At 63.1% G+C, this 13,946-nt stretch carries 18 protein-coding genes and 1 tRNA gene; 6 read left to right on the top strand and 13 right to left on the bottom strand.

All coding sequences use genetic code 11. The features are described from left to right. Positions 1-188: 188 nt before the first annotated feature. Both rplL and rplJ read right to left on the bottom strand, forming a co-directional pair. Positions 189-560 carry a 50S ribosomal protein L7/L12 gene (gene rplL / locus V1279_RS19880; RefSeq protein ID WP_334439118.1) on the bottom strand — a complete coding sequence of 124 codons (372 nt, stop codon included), beginning with the start codon at positions 558-560 and terminating at the stop codon, positions 189-191. A 52-nt stretch (positions 561-612) separates the two neighbouring features. After that, the gene (rplJ, locus tag V1279_RS19885; protein WP_334439120.1) at positions 613-1,131 is read right to left on the bottom strand and encodes a 50S ribosomal protein L10; all 519 of its coding nucleotides are present in this window, start codon (positions 1,129-1,131) and stop codon (positions 613-615) included. Positions 1,132-1,779: 648 nt separating this feature from the next. Between rplJ and V1279_RS19890 the strand changes: the two genes are divergently transcribed. Genes V1279_RS19890 through V1279_RS19900 form a run of 3 tightly spaced genes read left to right on the top strand, consistent with a single transcriptional unit; the run spans position 1,780 to position 3,560 of the window. Continuing rightward, positions 1,780-2,157, top strand: coding sequence for a hypothetical protein (locus tag V1279_RS19890; RefSeq protein ID WP_334439122.1), 378 nt, complete (start codon positions 1,780-1,782; stop codon positions 2,155-2,157). Then, a complete protein-coding gene (locus V1279_RS19895) occupies positions 2,150-2,695 on the top strand; it encodes a hypothetical protein (RefSeq protein ID WP_334439124.1) in 546 nt (181 codons plus the stop codon). Before V1279_RS19890 ends, V1279_RS19895 begins: the two co-directional genes overlap by 8 nt. Next, positions 2,673-3,560 (top strand): sigma-70 family RNA polymerase sigma factor, encoded by an 888-nt coding sequence (locus tag V1279_RS19900; RefSeq protein WP_334439126.1) that lies wholly within the window; start codon positions 2,673-2,675, stop codon positions 3,558-3,560. The genes V1279_RS19895 and V1279_RS19900 overlap by 23 nt, the downstream gene beginning before the upstream one ends. A gap of 5 nt (positions 3,561-3,565) precedes the next feature. Here V1279_RS19900 and V1279_RS19905 read toward each other — a convergent pair whose 3' ends face one another. The 5 genes from V1279_RS19905 to secE form a co-directional block, all read right to left on the bottom strand. Next, positions 3,566-4,519, bottom strand: coding sequence for a 2-hydroxyacid dehydrogenase (locus V1279_RS19905; protein WP_334439127.1), 954 nt, complete (start codon positions 4,517-4,519; stop codon positions 3,566-3,568). 115 nt (positions 4,520-4,634) lie between these two features. Further along, positions 4,635-5,327 (bottom strand): 50S ribosomal protein L1, encoded by a 693-nt coding sequence (gene rplA / locus V1279_RS19910; RefSeq protein WP_334439129.1) that lies wholly within the window; start codon positions 5,325-5,327, stop codon positions 4,635-4,637. A gap of 6 nt (positions 5,328-5,333) precedes the next feature. Further along, positions 5,334-5,762: a 50S ribosomal protein L11 gene (gene rplK / locus V1279_RS19915; protein ID WP_334439131.1), complete on the bottom strand. Its 429-nt coding sequence runs from the start codon at positions 5,760-5,762 to the stop codon at positions 5,334-5,336. A 131-nt stretch (positions 5,763-5,893) separates the two neighbouring features. Then, positions 5,894-6,424: a transcription termination/antitermination protein NusG gene (nusG, locus tag V1279_RS19920; RefSeq protein WP_247787048.1), complete on the bottom strand. Its 531-nt coding sequence runs from the start codon at positions 6,422-6,424 to the stop codon at positions 5,894-5,896. 20 nt (positions 6,425-6,444) lie between these two features. Beyond that, positions 6,445-6,636 (bottom strand): preprotein translocase subunit SecE, encoded by a 192-nt coding sequence (gene secE / locus V1279_RS19925; protein ID WP_334439133.1) that lies wholly within the window; start codon positions 6,634-6,636, stop codon positions 6,445-6,447. A 365-nt stretch (positions 6,637-7,001) separates the two neighbouring features. Here secE and V1279_RS19930 point away from each other — a divergent pair, with 365 nt between their 5' ends. Next, the gene (locus V1279_RS19930; protein WP_334439135.1) at positions 7,002-7,187 is read left to right on the top strand and encodes a hypothetical protein; all 186 of its coding nucleotides are present in this window, start codon (positions 7,002-7,004) and stop codon (positions 7,185-7,187) included. 102 nt (positions 7,188-7,289) lie between these two features. On the opposite strand, the gene V1279_RS19935 is transcribed toward V1279_RS19930, so the two are convergent. Next, positions 7,290-7,365: transfer RNA gene (locus V1279_RS19935), tRNA-Trp, on the bottom strand. 148 nt (positions 7,366-7,513) lie between these two features. On the opposite strand from V1279_RS19935, the gene V1279_RS19940 reads away from it, so the two are divergent. Continuing rightward, positions 7,514-8,737 (top strand): serine hydrolase domain-containing protein, encoded by a 1,224-nt coding sequence (locus V1279_RS19940; protein ID WP_334439137.1) that lies wholly within the window; start codon positions 7,514-7,516, stop codon positions 8,735-8,737. A gap of 131 nt (positions 8,738-8,868) precedes the next feature. Here the strand turns inward: V1279_RS19940 and V1279_RS19945 are convergent, their stop codons facing one another. Next, complete coding sequence (locus tag V1279_RS19945; RefSeq protein WP_214491114.1) at positions 8,869-9,636, bottom strand: SDR family NAD(P)-dependent oxidoreductase; 768 nt, start codon at positions 9,634-9,636, stop codon at positions 8,869-8,871. 90 nt (positions 9,637-9,726) lie between these two features. Then, complete coding sequence (locus V1279_RS19950; protein ID WP_334439142.1) at positions 9,727-10,440, bottom strand: histidine phosphatase family protein; 714 nt, start codon at positions 10,438-10,440, stop codon at positions 9,727-9,729. 140 nt (positions 10,441-10,580) lie between these two features. Between V1279_RS19950 and V1279_RS19955 the strand changes: the two genes are divergently transcribed. After that, the gene (locus V1279_RS19955; RefSeq protein WP_334439144.1) at positions 10,581-11,366 is read left to right on the top strand and encodes an SDR family NAD(P)-dependent oxidoreductase; all 786 of its coding nucleotides are present in this window, start codon (positions 10,581-10,583) and stop codon (positions 11,364-11,366) included. A 151-nt stretch (positions 11,367-11,517) separates the two neighbouring features. Here V1279_RS19955 and V1279_RS19960 read toward each other — a convergent pair whose 3' ends face one another. Genes V1279_RS19960 through V1279_RS19970 form a run of 3 tightly spaced genes read right to left on the bottom strand, consistent with a single transcriptional unit; the run spans position 11,518 to position 13,909 of the window. Next, on the bottom strand, positions 11,518-11,874 hold the full coding sequence (locus tag V1279_RS19960; RefSeq protein WP_334439147.1) for an NIPSNAP family protein: 357 nt from the start codon (positions 11,872-11,874) through the stop codon (positions 11,518-11,520). Between the two features lie 44 nt (positions 11,875-11,918). After that, on the bottom strand, positions 11,919-12,830 hold the full coding sequence (locus V1279_RS19965) for a DMT family transporter (RefSeq protein WP_334439150.1): 912 nt from the start codon (positions 12,828-12,830) through the stop codon (positions 11,919-11,921). Positions 12,831-12,850: 20 nt separating this feature from the next. Next, positions 12,851-13,909 (bottom strand): phosphotransferase family protein, encoded by a 1,059-nt coding sequence (locus V1279_RS19970; protein WP_334439154.1) that lies wholly within the window; start codon positions 13,907-13,909, stop codon positions 12,851-12,853. Positions 13,910-13,946: the final 37 nt, after the last annotated feature.

Here is a 13,946-nt window from a genome sequence, read left to right on the forward strand (position 1 = left end):
CCGTCTCAACTTGCCGTTTCACGGACTGAAAAAGCCCGAAATCTGACTGTCTCCCAACGGCTTACGCCGGGAACCCTGCCGTCCCCGCCGCCTACCGCATTTTCCTGCTGCCGCTCCGATATGGGGCGGAATAGTGGAGATTCGAGGGGCTAACCCCGCGAATCCCCACACTTTTCTGTGTAGTACGCTTATTTCAATTCGACCTTGGCGCCAGCCTTTTCGAGCTGGGCCTTGAGCTTGTCGGCCTCGTCCTTGTTCACGCCTTCCTTGACCGGCTTGGGCGCGCCTTCGACGAGATCCTTGGCTTCCTTGAGGCCCAGGCCGGTGATGGCGCGGACTTCCTTGATGACTTCGATCTTCTTGTCGCCGGCGGCAGCGAGAACGACCGTGAACTCGGTCTTTTCTTCAACGGGGGCAGCCGCGGCGGCGGCCGGACCGGCAACCGCAACGGCGGCAGCGGCGGACACGCCCCACTTTTCTTCGAGGAGTTTTGCGAGTTCGGCAGCTTCGAGCACGGTCAGGCTCGAGAGGTCGTCGACGATTTTCTGTAGGTCAGCCATTGATCAGTTTCCTTAAAACGTTTGGTTCGAACCAGGTTTGATTTGCGAAGGGTCAGGCCGCTTCGCTCTTTGAGGCATAGGCCTGGACGACACGCGCGAGCTTGGCCGCGGGCGCTGTCGAGAGCTGAGCGATCTTGGTCGCCGGCGCCACCAGGAGGCCGACAAGCTTTCCGCGCAGTTCGTCGAGTGACGGCAGCGAGGCAAGCGCCTTCACACCGTTCACATCCAGGACGGTTTTACCCATCGAGCCGCCGAGAATGACGAACTTTTCGTTCGTCTTGGCAAATTCGATGGCAACCTTCGGCGCCGTTACCGGATCGTTTGAAGTCGCGATCACGGTCGGTCCCTTCAGCAGGGAGCCGATGGCAACGACATCCGTGCCTTCAAGAGCAATTTTGGCGAGACGGTTCTTCGAGACCTTCACCGACGCACCCGCCTGCTTCATCTGCATGCGCAGCTTCTGCATCTGGGCCACGGTGAGGCCGGAATAGTGGGCGACGACTGCGACACTGGTGGTCCTGAAGACCTCGTTCAGCGCCTCAACCGCGTCCTTTTTTGCCGCTCTTTCCACAGCAAGCTCTCTCCGGTTGGCGGCCTTCGCAAGAAGCGAGACCGCCGGGTTGCACCCATCGTCTCGCCCAAAACCTGACCTCTAGACACCAGTCTCAAGGACACGCCGGGCAGGACGACATTGATAAGCCTGCCCTCCCGAACCAGATGGCGCGGGGTGTCGAGGTTCGAACCAAATCAGCCATCGCGCCGCGCGAGGCGGCGTTGAAGCGAAATCCGGTCTTCACCCGTCTATGCAGGCCGTAAGATTAAGCCGTTGGAGAAATTTGCACTTCCATGCAAATTTCGACCTGGGCGCCTGCAGTCTCGGACAGGATCGAGGCCATCCGGCAAGCCGGAAGACCCCTGCCGCAATCCACCGAAGCGATGGGTTTTCCTTCCTTTCGAGCAATCCATGCGGATGTCCTGAAAGGAATGATCTCCTATCGTATCGGGTTTTCGGAATGCGCGCACGGACGTGCCAGCAACTGCCAGCACGGTCCGGAAGCCGCTGTTTACCGAGTCTTGTCCGGCTTGCCAAGAGCAAAATTCAGACCAGATCGCGGACCGCTTTGGCCGCGAATTTGGGCCCGAAATGGCCCGAAAATTTTCTTTGGCCAGTTCCGTCACACCCGGGCCGCCTCGCTCGTCTTGGCCGCAGGAGGTTCCCATGCGGCGTCTGATAGCAGCAATTCTCGCGATACCCACCCTCTTTAACGGGCTGGCGATGCTGGCTGCCGGTCCCCTCTGGTACGAAACCGTTCCGGGGGTATCCGAGACCGGTCCCCTTAACCCGCATTTCGTCCAGGACATCGGCGTCGCCTTCCTGGTGGCCGGCCTCGCGCTCGCCGCGCGGGCATGGCGCCCTCGGTACTGGCCGGCAGCCGTTGCGGGTGCCGGCTTCCTGGCCGCGCACGCTTTGATCCACCTCGTGATGATCGCAGGCGGCCACGACCATCACGCCGCGTTCGACCTCCTCGCCATCGTGCTGCCGTCGGCAGCCGCCCTCTATTCCGCCTTCCCCAGCCAAGGAGAAAATCATGCGTAGTTGGATCGCGCGCCGCACGCTGCGCGCATTTGCCAGGCGTTACGGGTACGACGTCAGTTATCTCGAGATGATGCTGAATAATTCCCCTGCCGCCTTCTTCAAGTTCGCGCCCGTCATGAAGGCATCCGCCCATCGCGAGGCGGTCCCGATCGACGCGAGTTTCGCAGCCAAGATCGTCGGCGCGCTGGCCGAGGATTGCGGGCCCTGCACGCAACTGGTCGTCGACATGGCGCTAGAAGCCGGCATGCCCAGGGACCAGATCGAGGCGGTTCTCCGCCGCGATCCCCGGGCGATGAATGAGGCGACCACGCTCGGATTCCGTTTCGCCGACGCCGTGGTGCGCCGGGCCGTCGAGGAGGACGAGTTTCGCGACGCCGTCCGGGCCCAATGGGGCCAGAAAGGCGTAATAGATCTGACGCTGGCGCTGCAAATGGGCCGCATGTTCCCGATGGTGAAGGCGGGGCTCGGCTATGCCAAGGAGTGCCGGCGCGTCGCCGTGGGCGGAAACAATGTCGATGTCGTCAAACAGGCCGCATGACAACGACCCGCTGGCGCCCCATCGCCGGCGCCTGCTCGGGCTCGCTTATCGCATGCTCGGCAGCCGTAGCGACGCGGAAGACGTGGTGCAGGATGCCTACCTCCGCTTTGCCGGCGCGCAGGACGTGCACAACGCGGAGGCGTTTCTCGTCACCGTCGTGACCCGGCTTTGTCTCGATCGCCTGAAGAGCGCGAAAGTGCAGCGGGAAGTCTATGTCGGGCCGTGGCTCCCCGAGCCGGTGTTCGACGCAGAGGGGCTGTCGGCCGATGCCGCCACCGAACTCGCCGACGATCTCTCGTTCGCCTTGTTGCTGGCGCTCGACCGGCTATCGCCGCTGGAACGCGCGGCCTTCCTGCTTCACGACGTCTTTGACACGCCGTTCCCCGAAATCGCCGCCATGCTCGACCGCACCGAGGCGGCTTGCCGGCAACTGGCCTCGCGAGCCCGCCGCGCAGTACGCGACAATCGGCCGGCGCCTGCAAAAGCGCCGGACAATCACGCCCGCCTGTTGCAGGTATTCAGCGAAGCGGTAGCCAGCGGCAACGTCGCGCAGCTCGCCGAACTTCTGCGCGCGGATGCGGTGGCACTCACCGACGGCGGCGGCCGCAAGACCGCCGCGCGCAATCCGATCATCGGCGCTGAAAAGGTCGCGCGCTTCTTCATCGGGATTGCCGCCAAGAACGCCGGCCACGAAATCCGCATCGAGCCCGCCATGATCAACGGCGCGGTCGGCGCCCTGCTTTATCTGGACAACGAGCTCGATCACACCATAAGCATGGCCATCGATGGCGAGAAAATCGCCGCCATCTATATCGTCCGCAATCCCGACAAGCTGCGGCACCTGCCGGCTGCCGGGATGCACTGAAGCCGTCAGCCGATCGGCACCGCGTAAGGCAGCGGCTTGCCGGCAAAGAACGCGTCGAGATTGGCCAGCACGCAGTCCCGCATCGCGACATGCGATTCCAGCGTATGGCCGCCGATATGCGGCGAGAGCACGACATTGGGCAGCGCCGTCAAGGTATCCGGCGCATGCGGCTCTTTCGCGTACACATCAAGTCCGGCGCCGGCGATGGTCTGGTCGGTCAGCGCCGCGACCAAAGCCTGCTGGTCGATCACCGAGCCGCGCGAGATGTTGATGACGTAACCATCCTTGCCGAGCTTCTTCAGGATATTGGCATCGACGACGTGGTTGGTATTCGCTCCGGCCCGCACCGCGATCATCAGGACGCTGCACCATTCGGCCAGCGCATCGAGCGTCGGAAAATATTGATAGGGAACGTCGTGCTTGCTGCGGCTGAAATAGCCGACCTCGGTCTCGAAGGCGGCGACGCGCGCCGCGATCTTGCGGCCGATCTCGCCCATGCCGTAGACGCCTATCCTGCGGCCGAGCATGCCGGCCTGCGGGCGCATCATCGGCGAAGGTTTTGCAGCCGCCCAGCTCCCGCCTCGCACGTAATCGTCCGCCACGAGCAGTCGCCGTGTGGTCGCCAGCATCAAAGTAACCGCGATGTCGGCGACCGACGCCGCATTCGCCCCCGGACTGTGACCGACCGCGATGTTGCGTTTCGCCGCCGCAGCCAGATCGACGCCGTCGTAGCCGGTGCCGTAGCAGACGATGGCGCCGAGCTTGGGCAGCATGTCCATTGCGCCAGCGCCGAGCGGCGTGCCGCCGGCCGTGATCATCGCGCGAATGTCCGCGAGCTGTTCGGCAGAAAACACTTCGTTGGGCGGCTTGCCAGCTGCGTTGAGCAACTCGTAGCGCTCGCCGAAACGCTCCATCTGGGCCTTTGGAAAACGCGAATAGATCAGGACTTTCTCGGGCATTGTTGTTCCTTCTTGCCAAGTCCGGCACGGCGACGATTACGCAAAGCATCGCAAAACGCAAAGGGCGGAATCGGTTTCCCGATTCCGCCCCTCTATTCACTTAAGCCGCAACGAGCTAGCCGAGCAGCGTGCCCGGCTCGACCTTGACGCCCGGGCCCATGGTGGAGGAGACCGCCACGCGCTGGATGTAGGTGCCCTTGGCGCCGGCAGGTTTCGCCTTGGCGACCGCATCCGCCAGCGCCTTGACGTTCTGCACCAGGTTCTCTTCGGAGAACGACGCCTTGCCGATACCGGCCTGCACGATGCCGGCCTTCTCGACGCGGAATTCGACCGAGCCGCCCTTGGCGCCCTTCACGGCGGTGGCGACGTCCATCGTCACCGTACCGATCTTCGGGTTCGGCATCATGCCGCGCGGGCCGAGCACCTTACCGAGGCGGCCGACCAGCGGCATCATGTCGGGGGTTGCGATACAGCGATCGAAGTCGATCGTGCCACCCTGCACCTTCTCGACCAGGTCTTCGGCGCCGACGACGTCAGCTCCCGCCGCCTTGGCTTCTTCAGCTTTCGCACCGCGCGCGAACACGCCGACACGCAACGTGCGGCCGGTGCCGTTCGGCAGAGTGACGACGCCACGAACCATCTGGTCGGCGTGACGCGGGTCGACGCCGAGGTTGATCGCGATCTCGATCGTCTCGTCGAACTTCGACTTGGCGCGTTCCTTGACCATCTTGATGGCATCCGCGAGCGGGTAGAGCTTCTCGCGGTCGACACCCTCGCGGGCCTTCTTCAAACGTTTTCCGATTGCCATGGCCCGTTACCCCGCAACTTCAAGACCCATCGAACGGGCGGAGCCCTCGACCATCTTCATGGCCGACTCGATGGAATCGCAATTGAGATCCTTCATCTTCTTCTCGGCGATCTCGCGCACCTGCGCTTGGGTCACCTGGCCGGCCGTGTCGCGACCCGGAGCTTTCGAACCGGACTGGATCTTGGCGGCCTGCTTGAGGAAGAACGACATCGGAGGGGTCTTCATCTCGAAGGTGAACGAACGATCGGCGTAAATCGTGATCACCACCGGAATCGGGGTGTTCTTTTCTTCCTTCTGCGTCTGCGCGTTGAACGCCTTGCAGAATTCCATGATGTTGAGACCGCGCTGACCAAGCGCGGGACCGATCGGGGGCGAAGGATTCGCCGCACCGGCCGGCACCTGCAATTTCAGGTATCCGGTCACTTTCTTTGCCATTTATCGCTCCTGTTGTGCCGGCCGGGGCCGGCTGTTTCAGGGTCCGTGGTTCGGTTGAAGAGCGGTTGGCGACCGCCCTCTTCCTCCCACAGCCTCAATTGACGCGAAGGCAGAGCTTCGCGCCGCTCCGATCAGACCTTCTCGACCTGACCGAATTCCAGTTCGACGGGCGTGGCGCGGCCGAAGATCGACACCGCGACCTTCACGCGCGAACGCGCCTCGTCAATTTCTTCAACCACGCCGGAGAACGACGCGAACGGCCCATCGGCCACGCGGACGTTCTCGCCGATTTCAAACGACACCGACGCCTTCGGACGTTCGACGCCTTCCTGCACCTGGTGCAGGATCCGCATCGCCTCGGATTCGGAGATCGGCATCGGCTTGTTTTCGGCGCCGAGGAAGCCGGTGACCTTGGGCGTGTTCTTGATCAGGTGAAACGCCTCGTCGGTCAGCTTCATCTTCACCAGCACGTAGCCCGGGAAGAACTTGCGCTCGGCGTCGATCTTGCGGCCGCGGCGTACTTCGGTGACCTTTTCGGTCGGCACCAGCACCTGCTCGAACAGATCCTCAAGCCCGCGCTGCTTCGCCTGCTCCCGGATCGATTCCGAGACCTTCTTCTCGAAATTCGAATAGGCGTGAACGATATACCAGCGCTTGTCCATGGTTTGGGTTCCGGTGCTCATCAGTGGACGCCCAGCAGGAAAGTGACAACGAAGCGGATGACCAGATCCGACATGAAAAAGAAGATCGACGCCAGTGCAACCATCACGAACACCATGATTGTGGTGATCGTCGTCTCGCGGCGCGTCGGCCAGGTGACCTTGGCGGTCTCCGAGCGCACTTCCTGCAGGAATTTGAACGGGCTGAAAGCCATCGTTGGTTACCGCGTCCTTCGTGAGACGATTGTGATTTAAAGCGAATCCGAACAGCCCTCTCGCGCCCAGCCCTCTCTCGAAGGATGAGCCGCCAAGCGGGCTCGATTGTTCGGGGGAATTCAAAGCCGCGCCGGATATCCGCGCTAGGCGGGCCGGCTGCAGGTGGCGGGTATCTACTGCCGGCCGGGCAAAAGGTCAAGGTACGGGGTGCCGCGGGGCTATCACCCCCCTTGGCGGCGGCCGCCCTGTCATTGGTTAATCCCCAGTACCGCCTCCCTTCAAATGCCTGCAAGACCGCGATCTGGTTCTTAAAAGCTTGCCGCTATGCTGCAGGCTCCATTGACGGGGAAACGGGAACGAGACCATGGCTCTGCTAGGCCAAGACCAGGAAAAGCCCTCGGGCGAGACGGCTTGGACCGTGCTCGACGCAGCGAACGACCTCGGCGACAGCATCACGATCGATGCATGCCGGCGGGTGATCGACGCCGATCTGCGGGGCGAGGCCCCCGCCCGATCTGACGTCGCGGTGCTCAGCGCATTCTTCGGCTAGTTTCCAGGACCCAGCCTAGCAGCGCCCTGATCGATCACCGGGCGCGCGCCTGAACAGGCTCATCGGCAATCCTCGAAAATCAGCATAAGTATTTGATTTAGCTGGCAGGAGTGGCAGGGCTCGAACCTGCGACCCCCGGTTTTGGAGACCGGTGCTCTACCAATTGAGCTACACTCCTGCAGGGAACCGGCGCGTACGCCGCTTCGCGCCGTTTCAAGCATAGGGCATGCCCCGAATGCAAGGGCGAAGCGGCTTGCACCCTGTCCAAAGCAGGGCTTCTGAGCCAGACTTGGCCACCACAAACAACAAGCGCAACGGGAGAGACCATGAACGCGCAGACCGCCGCCCGGCCAACATCCGCCCCCCAGATCCCTCCTCTCCCCAACGCCAAGCCGGAAACCATCGGGCTCTCGAGCGTCCGCCTGCAGCGGATGTCGGATGCCTTCAGGCGCGAGGTCGACAAGGGAACCCTCCCCGGGGCCACGGTCATGGTGGCGCGGCGCGGTCAGATCGGGTGGTTTGATGCGATCGGCCGCCAGAATCCTGCGGCAGCCACGCCGATGGCGCATGACAGCATCTTCCGCATCTTCTCGATGACCAAGCCGATCGTCTCGGTCGGCATCATGATGCTGGTCGAGGACGGCCACTTCATCCTGGGCGATCCCGTCGCAAAGTTCATTCCGGAGTTTGCCGAGCAGAAGGTCGGCGTCGACAACAACGGCAAGCTCGACCTGGTACCGGCCAGGCGGCAGATGACCGTTCAGGACCTGTTGCGGCACACGTCGGGCCTGACCTACGACCACACCGGCAACGGCCTGGTCCAGCAGCTCTACCAGCAGTCGCGGCTGCGCAGCCGCAAGATCACCAACGCCGAGCACGCGACCATGCTCGCCGGCATGCCGCTGATCTGCCAGCCGGGCGCCCAATGGAACTACAGCCGCTCGACCGACGTGCTCGGCCGCATCATCGAGGTCGTCTCCGGAAAATCGCTTGGCGCCTTCCTGACCGAACGCATCCTGGCGCCGCTGCAGATGACCGAGACCGCGTTCCACACCGGCGAAGCCAACGCCGGCCGCCTCGCCGAACCGTTCCCGACCGATCCGTGGAACGGCGACAACGTGCAGCTCTTCAACATGCTGGAGAAGCCGGTGATGGAATCCGGCGGCGGAGGCATGGTCTCGACCACGATGGACTATGCGCGGTTCTGCCAGATGCTGCTCAATGGCGGCGCGCTCGACGGCAACAGGATCATCGGCCGCAAGACGCTGGAGCTGATGGTCTCAGACCATCTCAGCGCCGGCGTCAAGGTCGACTCGCCGCTGATGCCGCCCGGCCACGGTTTTGGCCTCGGCTTCGCGGTTCGCACTCACCGAGGCATCGCGCCGTTCCCGGGCTCGCTCGGCCAGTTCTTCTGGAGCGGCATGGCCGGCACGTTCTTCTTCATCGATCCCGCGGAAGAGCTGTTCACGGTGTTCATGATGCAGGGCCCCGGCCAGCGCGAATATATCCGCAATATGCTGCGGGGTTTGGTGTACGCCGCGGTGGAATGAGGTCTTGTGCCCCGGACGCAACGCAGCACGAAGTGATGCGTCGCTGAGCCGGGGCCCACATCTTCCGCGGTCGCATGGGTCCCGGCTCTGCGGAGCAGCGTTTCACGCTGCACCGCGTCCGGGACACGAGATCAACTGATCGTCGCGCCACCGTCGATCACGATGGTCTGGCCGGTCATGAAGTCACCCGCCTTCGATCCCATCAGCACCGCGGCGCCCGCGATCTCGTCGGGCACGCCGATACGCAACAGCGGCGAACGCGCCGTGGATGCCTTCAGCGTCTCCGGATTGTCCCACAGCGCCTTGGCGAAATCGGTCTTGATCAGGCCGGGCGCGATGCAGTTCACGCGGATATTATGCTTGCCGTATTCGCAGGCGAGGTTGCGCGCGAGCTGCATGTCGGCCGCCTTCGAGATCGCGTAGGCGCCGAGCACGGTCGAACCCTTCAGGCCGCCGATCGAGGATACGATCACGATCGAGCCGTCCTTGCGCTCGATCATCTGCGGCACCACCATGTTGATCAGCCAGTTGTTGGCGACGATGTTATTGTCCAGGATTTTTCGGAACTGGTCGTCGGAAATGCCGCCGAGCGGACCGTAATAGGGATTGGACGCGGCGTTGCAGACCAGCACGTCGATCTTGCCGAATGCACGGTTGGATTCGTCGACCAGGTTCTGCAAATTTTCCTTGCTCGAGATGTTCGCCGCGATCGCAACCGCTGTCCCTTTGCCGAATTTTTCGTTGACCTCCTTGGTCACCTGGTCGCAGACGTCCTGCTTGCGCGAGGAGATCACGACCTTGGCGCCGTGTTCGGCCATGCGCTCGGCGATGGCACGGCCGATGCCGCGCGTGGAGCCGGTGATGACGGCGACTTTCCCGGTCATATCGAACAAGCTCATGTCTCTCTCCCAGATGTTGGTCCAGCGCGATGCCGGTTTCGTCTTTGAATTCGAACTAAGCAGCCTTTGCGGTCCTCGACAACTTAAGGCTCAGCCAAGTTTCGTCGACGGCGGCTCGACCTCCGGTCCCGCCGGCTGATGCATGGCGTTGTGCGAGGCGTCCGCGATCCACGGCTGCTGGTTGACCATCGGCAGCCGCCAGCCGGTGTGATTGGCGCTTGAGAGATGATCGAGCCGCGTCACCGAACAATTGTCGATATCGAAGGCGAGACCTTTCTCCGGCTGACCGCCGAGTGCAAGCCCGACCGCGGCCCTGATCGTGCCGCCATGCGCGACAACGATGACGTCCCTGCCCGCCTGCTCGGCGTTGATGCGCTCGATCGCACCGCACGTGCGGCTATAGAGGTCCATAAAGCTCTCGCCGCCGGGCGGGAGCTCGTCGATCGCCGCAAACCAGTGGCTGCTGCCGATCGGCCGGCTCGCGAGGAATGCCGCGCGGTTCATGCCCTGCCATTGCCCGAGATGCTGCTCGGCAAACGCGTTCACGTGCGGCATGTCTGATGGCTTGGGGAAGCCTGCAGCCCAGATCGCGTTTGCGGTCTGATGCGTGCGCTTCAAATTGCTTGCATACCAGATCGCGTTGCGCGGCAGGATCTTTCCGACCGCCTCGAACACGACGCGATCGGTGGTGTCGCAGCCGAGATCCTTCTGCCCGTAGATGCAGCCGTTGTCTTCGCGCACCGGCGCGTGGCGTATCCACCACCATCGTGTCGTGACCGTCAACGATTTGCCTGGATTGGACATCGCCAAAACCCTTCAATACTGTTCGCTGTCGCTGTACGTCAGTGTATTCGTCGCCTCAAGTGCTTCGGCGTTTGAAATCTTGTTTGAAATTCCGCAAGGCGGCAGACGCCGACACGCATAACACTATCAGGGAGAGACTCATGGGCCGCCTCGAAGGCAAATCCGTCGTCATCACAGGTGCTGGAAGCGGCATCGGGCGCGCCGCGTCGGTGCTGTTTTCCAGGGAGGGGGCGAAGCTCGTTATCGTCGACCGCACCGAGGGCGTGAAGGACACCGCAAAACTCGTCAGCGACGCCGGAGGCACGGTCGAGGCCGTGATGGCGGACGCGGGGTCGGAGGCCGACGTGAAGGCCTTCATCGACAAGGCGGTGGCGAAATATGGCAGGCTCGATGCGATCTGGGCCAATGCCGGCGTCAGCGGCGGGCTGGTGCCGCTCGCCGAGCAGACCGTCGACCATTGGCAGGAAGTTCTGCGCGTCAATCTGATCGGCCCCTTCCTCGCCATCAAGCATTCGATGCCGCACATGATCAAGCAGAAGTCCGGCTCGATCGTCTGCACCGCCTCCGTCGCGGGCCTCAAGGCCGGCGCCAGCGGTCACCCCTACGGCGCCAGCAAGGCCGGCGTCATCAGCCTGGTGCAGACCACCGCCTACTCGCTGTCCGGCACCGGCGTGCGCATCAACGCGGTATGCCCCGGCCTGATCGAAACCGGCATGACCAAGCCGGTGTTCGACCGCGCCAAGGAGCGCGGCACCCAGGACAAGATCGGCCAGCTCAATCCCTTGAAGCGCGCCGGCCAGCCGCACGAACTCGCGGCGATGGGATTGTTCCTCGCCAGCGACGACGCCTCCTATGTCAACGGCCAGGCGATCCCGGTCGACGGCGGCCTCACCGCGTCGATGCCGTATACGGGAAAGCCGGTTTAACGGCGCCCCCTTTCCCCGGACGCAGCGCAGCGCGGAGCGATGCGCTGCTGAGCCGGAGCCCATTGCTTCCGCAGCGCGTGACAAGCATAGGTCCCGGCTCTGCGGAGCAGCGTTACACGCTGCGCCGCGTCCGGGACACGAAACTGATTTTCTACGCTGATGCCGCAAGAAGGCTCCTGCCCTTCGCCGGCGAATAGTCCGTCGGCGCCAGCAAGCGATCCTCGATCTGGCCAACCATCAAGCCGTGTTCCGCATGCGTCACGCGCTTGATGTCGGACCATTCGGTATCAACCATGAAGGCCGACCATGCAGCGGTCTTGGCCGCATCGTCGGGCCACTCCAGCAGATAGGCAAACTCGGTCTTGTCGCCGAATTTGGTTTCCCACATCGCGACGATCCGGAAACCGTATCTGGTTTGCATGATGCGCGCGGCGTGATCGCGAAAGCGGGCGTGGAACGCGGCCTTGTTCTTTTCGAATATTTCGTAGATGCGCAGTTGCTGGATCATGGGCATCTCCCATCAGCTTCGCAGATATGGCGGCGGTGATGCAATCACAACCCGTCGGGCGGAAAGCCGGATGATTCCGCCGCCAGCGCGCGGTGACGGATGCGCTCGCGATAGAAGGCGTAGAGGCCGGACAGCACGATGATCGCAGCCCCGGTCACCATCATCGCGTCGGGCACGTCGCCGAACACGAGATAGCCGAGCAGCATTGCCCACAGCAGCGCAGAATAGCGGAAGGGCGCCACCGCCGAGATATCGCCGGAGCGCAACGCCGTGATGATGCATTGGTAGCCGATCAGCAGCAGCACGGCGGCTATCGCCTGCAGGCCAAGCGCGTTGGCGGATGGCGGCGTCCAGCCCCCGAGCGGAACGAGGATGGCGCCGCCGGCCGCCGTCACGGTTACGGTCGTCAGCAAGGTGATGAACAGTGACGGGATCTTGGCGGGTATCCCTCGGGTCGCGAGATCGCGGAGCGCGCAGAACGCGACCGACACCAGCGCGAACACCGAATACTGGCTGAAGCCCGCCAGCCCCGGCCGCACGATGATGAGCACGCCGATGAAGCCGGCCACGATCGCCGACCAGCGCCGCCAGCCGACCGGCTCGCGGAAGATTACCGCGGCGCCGAGCGTGATCGCCAGCGGCAGCGCCTGGAAGATCGCCGAGGTATTGGCGAGCGGCAGATGCACGACCGCCGCCATGAACGAGATCGTGCCTCCGATTTCGCCGAACACCCGCAGCGCCACGGGCTTGAGCATCAGCGTGCGCAGCGGACGCAGTGCGCCCTGATGCCACGCGAAGGCCGCGACCAGCAGAATCGCGAACAGCCCGCGCACCAGCATCACTTGGCCGAAGTTCATCTCTGACGACACCGCCTTGGTGATGGAGTCGTTCATGGTGAACGCCGCCATGGACACCGCCATGAGCAGGCTGCCGCGAATATTCGGAGAGAGTGCCAAGTAAAACTAACGGCTCGGGGTTAGGTCGCGCCGGCCTTCTGAGCGTATTCCCAGGAAGACTTCGACAGCGGCACCGTGCGCGCCGCCGATTCCAGCGCCTTGGCGTTCGCCGCGGTGCCGTCGCGAATACGACCGGCGATACCCTGCGTGATGCCCGCCAGGCGGAACATGTTATAGGCGAAGTACCAGTTGAGGTCGGGCACTTCCGTGCCGGTGACGTTGCAATAGATCTGCGCGGCCTCCTCCACGCTCGGAATGTTCAGCGCCTTGAGATCGGCGTTGGCCAGCCCCGGCATGGTCCACTGCATCAACAGATAGGTGAAGTCGGCCATGGGGTCGCCGAGCGTGGACAGCTCCCAATCCAGCACCGCCTGCACGCGCGGTTCCGTCGCGTGGAAAATCATGTTGTCGAGGCGATAGTCGCCGTGGACGATGGAAACGCGCTTCTGCACCGGCACGGTTCGCGGCAGCCACTCCGCCACCTTCTCGAATTCCGGAATGTGCTGCGTTTCGGAGGCGCGGTATTGCTTGGTCCAGCGATCAATCTGGCGCGCGAAATAATTGCCGGGCTTGCCGAAATCGCCGAGCCCGATTTTCTCCGGGTCAAAGACGTGGAGTTTTGCCAGCGTCTCGATCTTGCTGGTGAAGATCTTGCGCCGGTTTTCCGGCGTCTGGCTCGGCAGCGTCGGGTCCCAGAACACGCGACCGTCTTCCATCGACATGATGTAGAAGACGGCGCCGATCACGCTATCGTCGGTACACAGCGCGTAAGCTCTCGCGACCGGAAAGCCTTGCTTGCCGAGCGCTGCGATGACGCGGAACTCGCGGTCGACCGCATGTGCCGACGGCAGCAATTTGCCGAACGGTTTTCGGCGCATCACGTAGGATCGCGCAGGCGTTTCGAGCTTGTAAGTCGGGTTGGACTGGCCGCCCTTGAACTGCAGGACGGTCAGCGGCCCCTGATAGCCCTCGACATGCTCGCGCATCCAGCGCTCGAGGCTCGCTTCGTCAATGCGATGACGCTCCTCGACTTCCTTGGTGCCCGAGAACTCTTCGTCTTTCCTGACGCCGTCCGCCACGATGACGCTCCCTTAAAATTTCTTCTTAGGAAGCGCC

This window comes from Bradyrhizobium sp. AZCC 1610, from assembly GCF_036924515.1.
GTDB lineage: Bacteria > Pseudomonadota > Alphaproteobacteria > Rhizobiales > Xanthobacteraceae > Bradyrhizobium.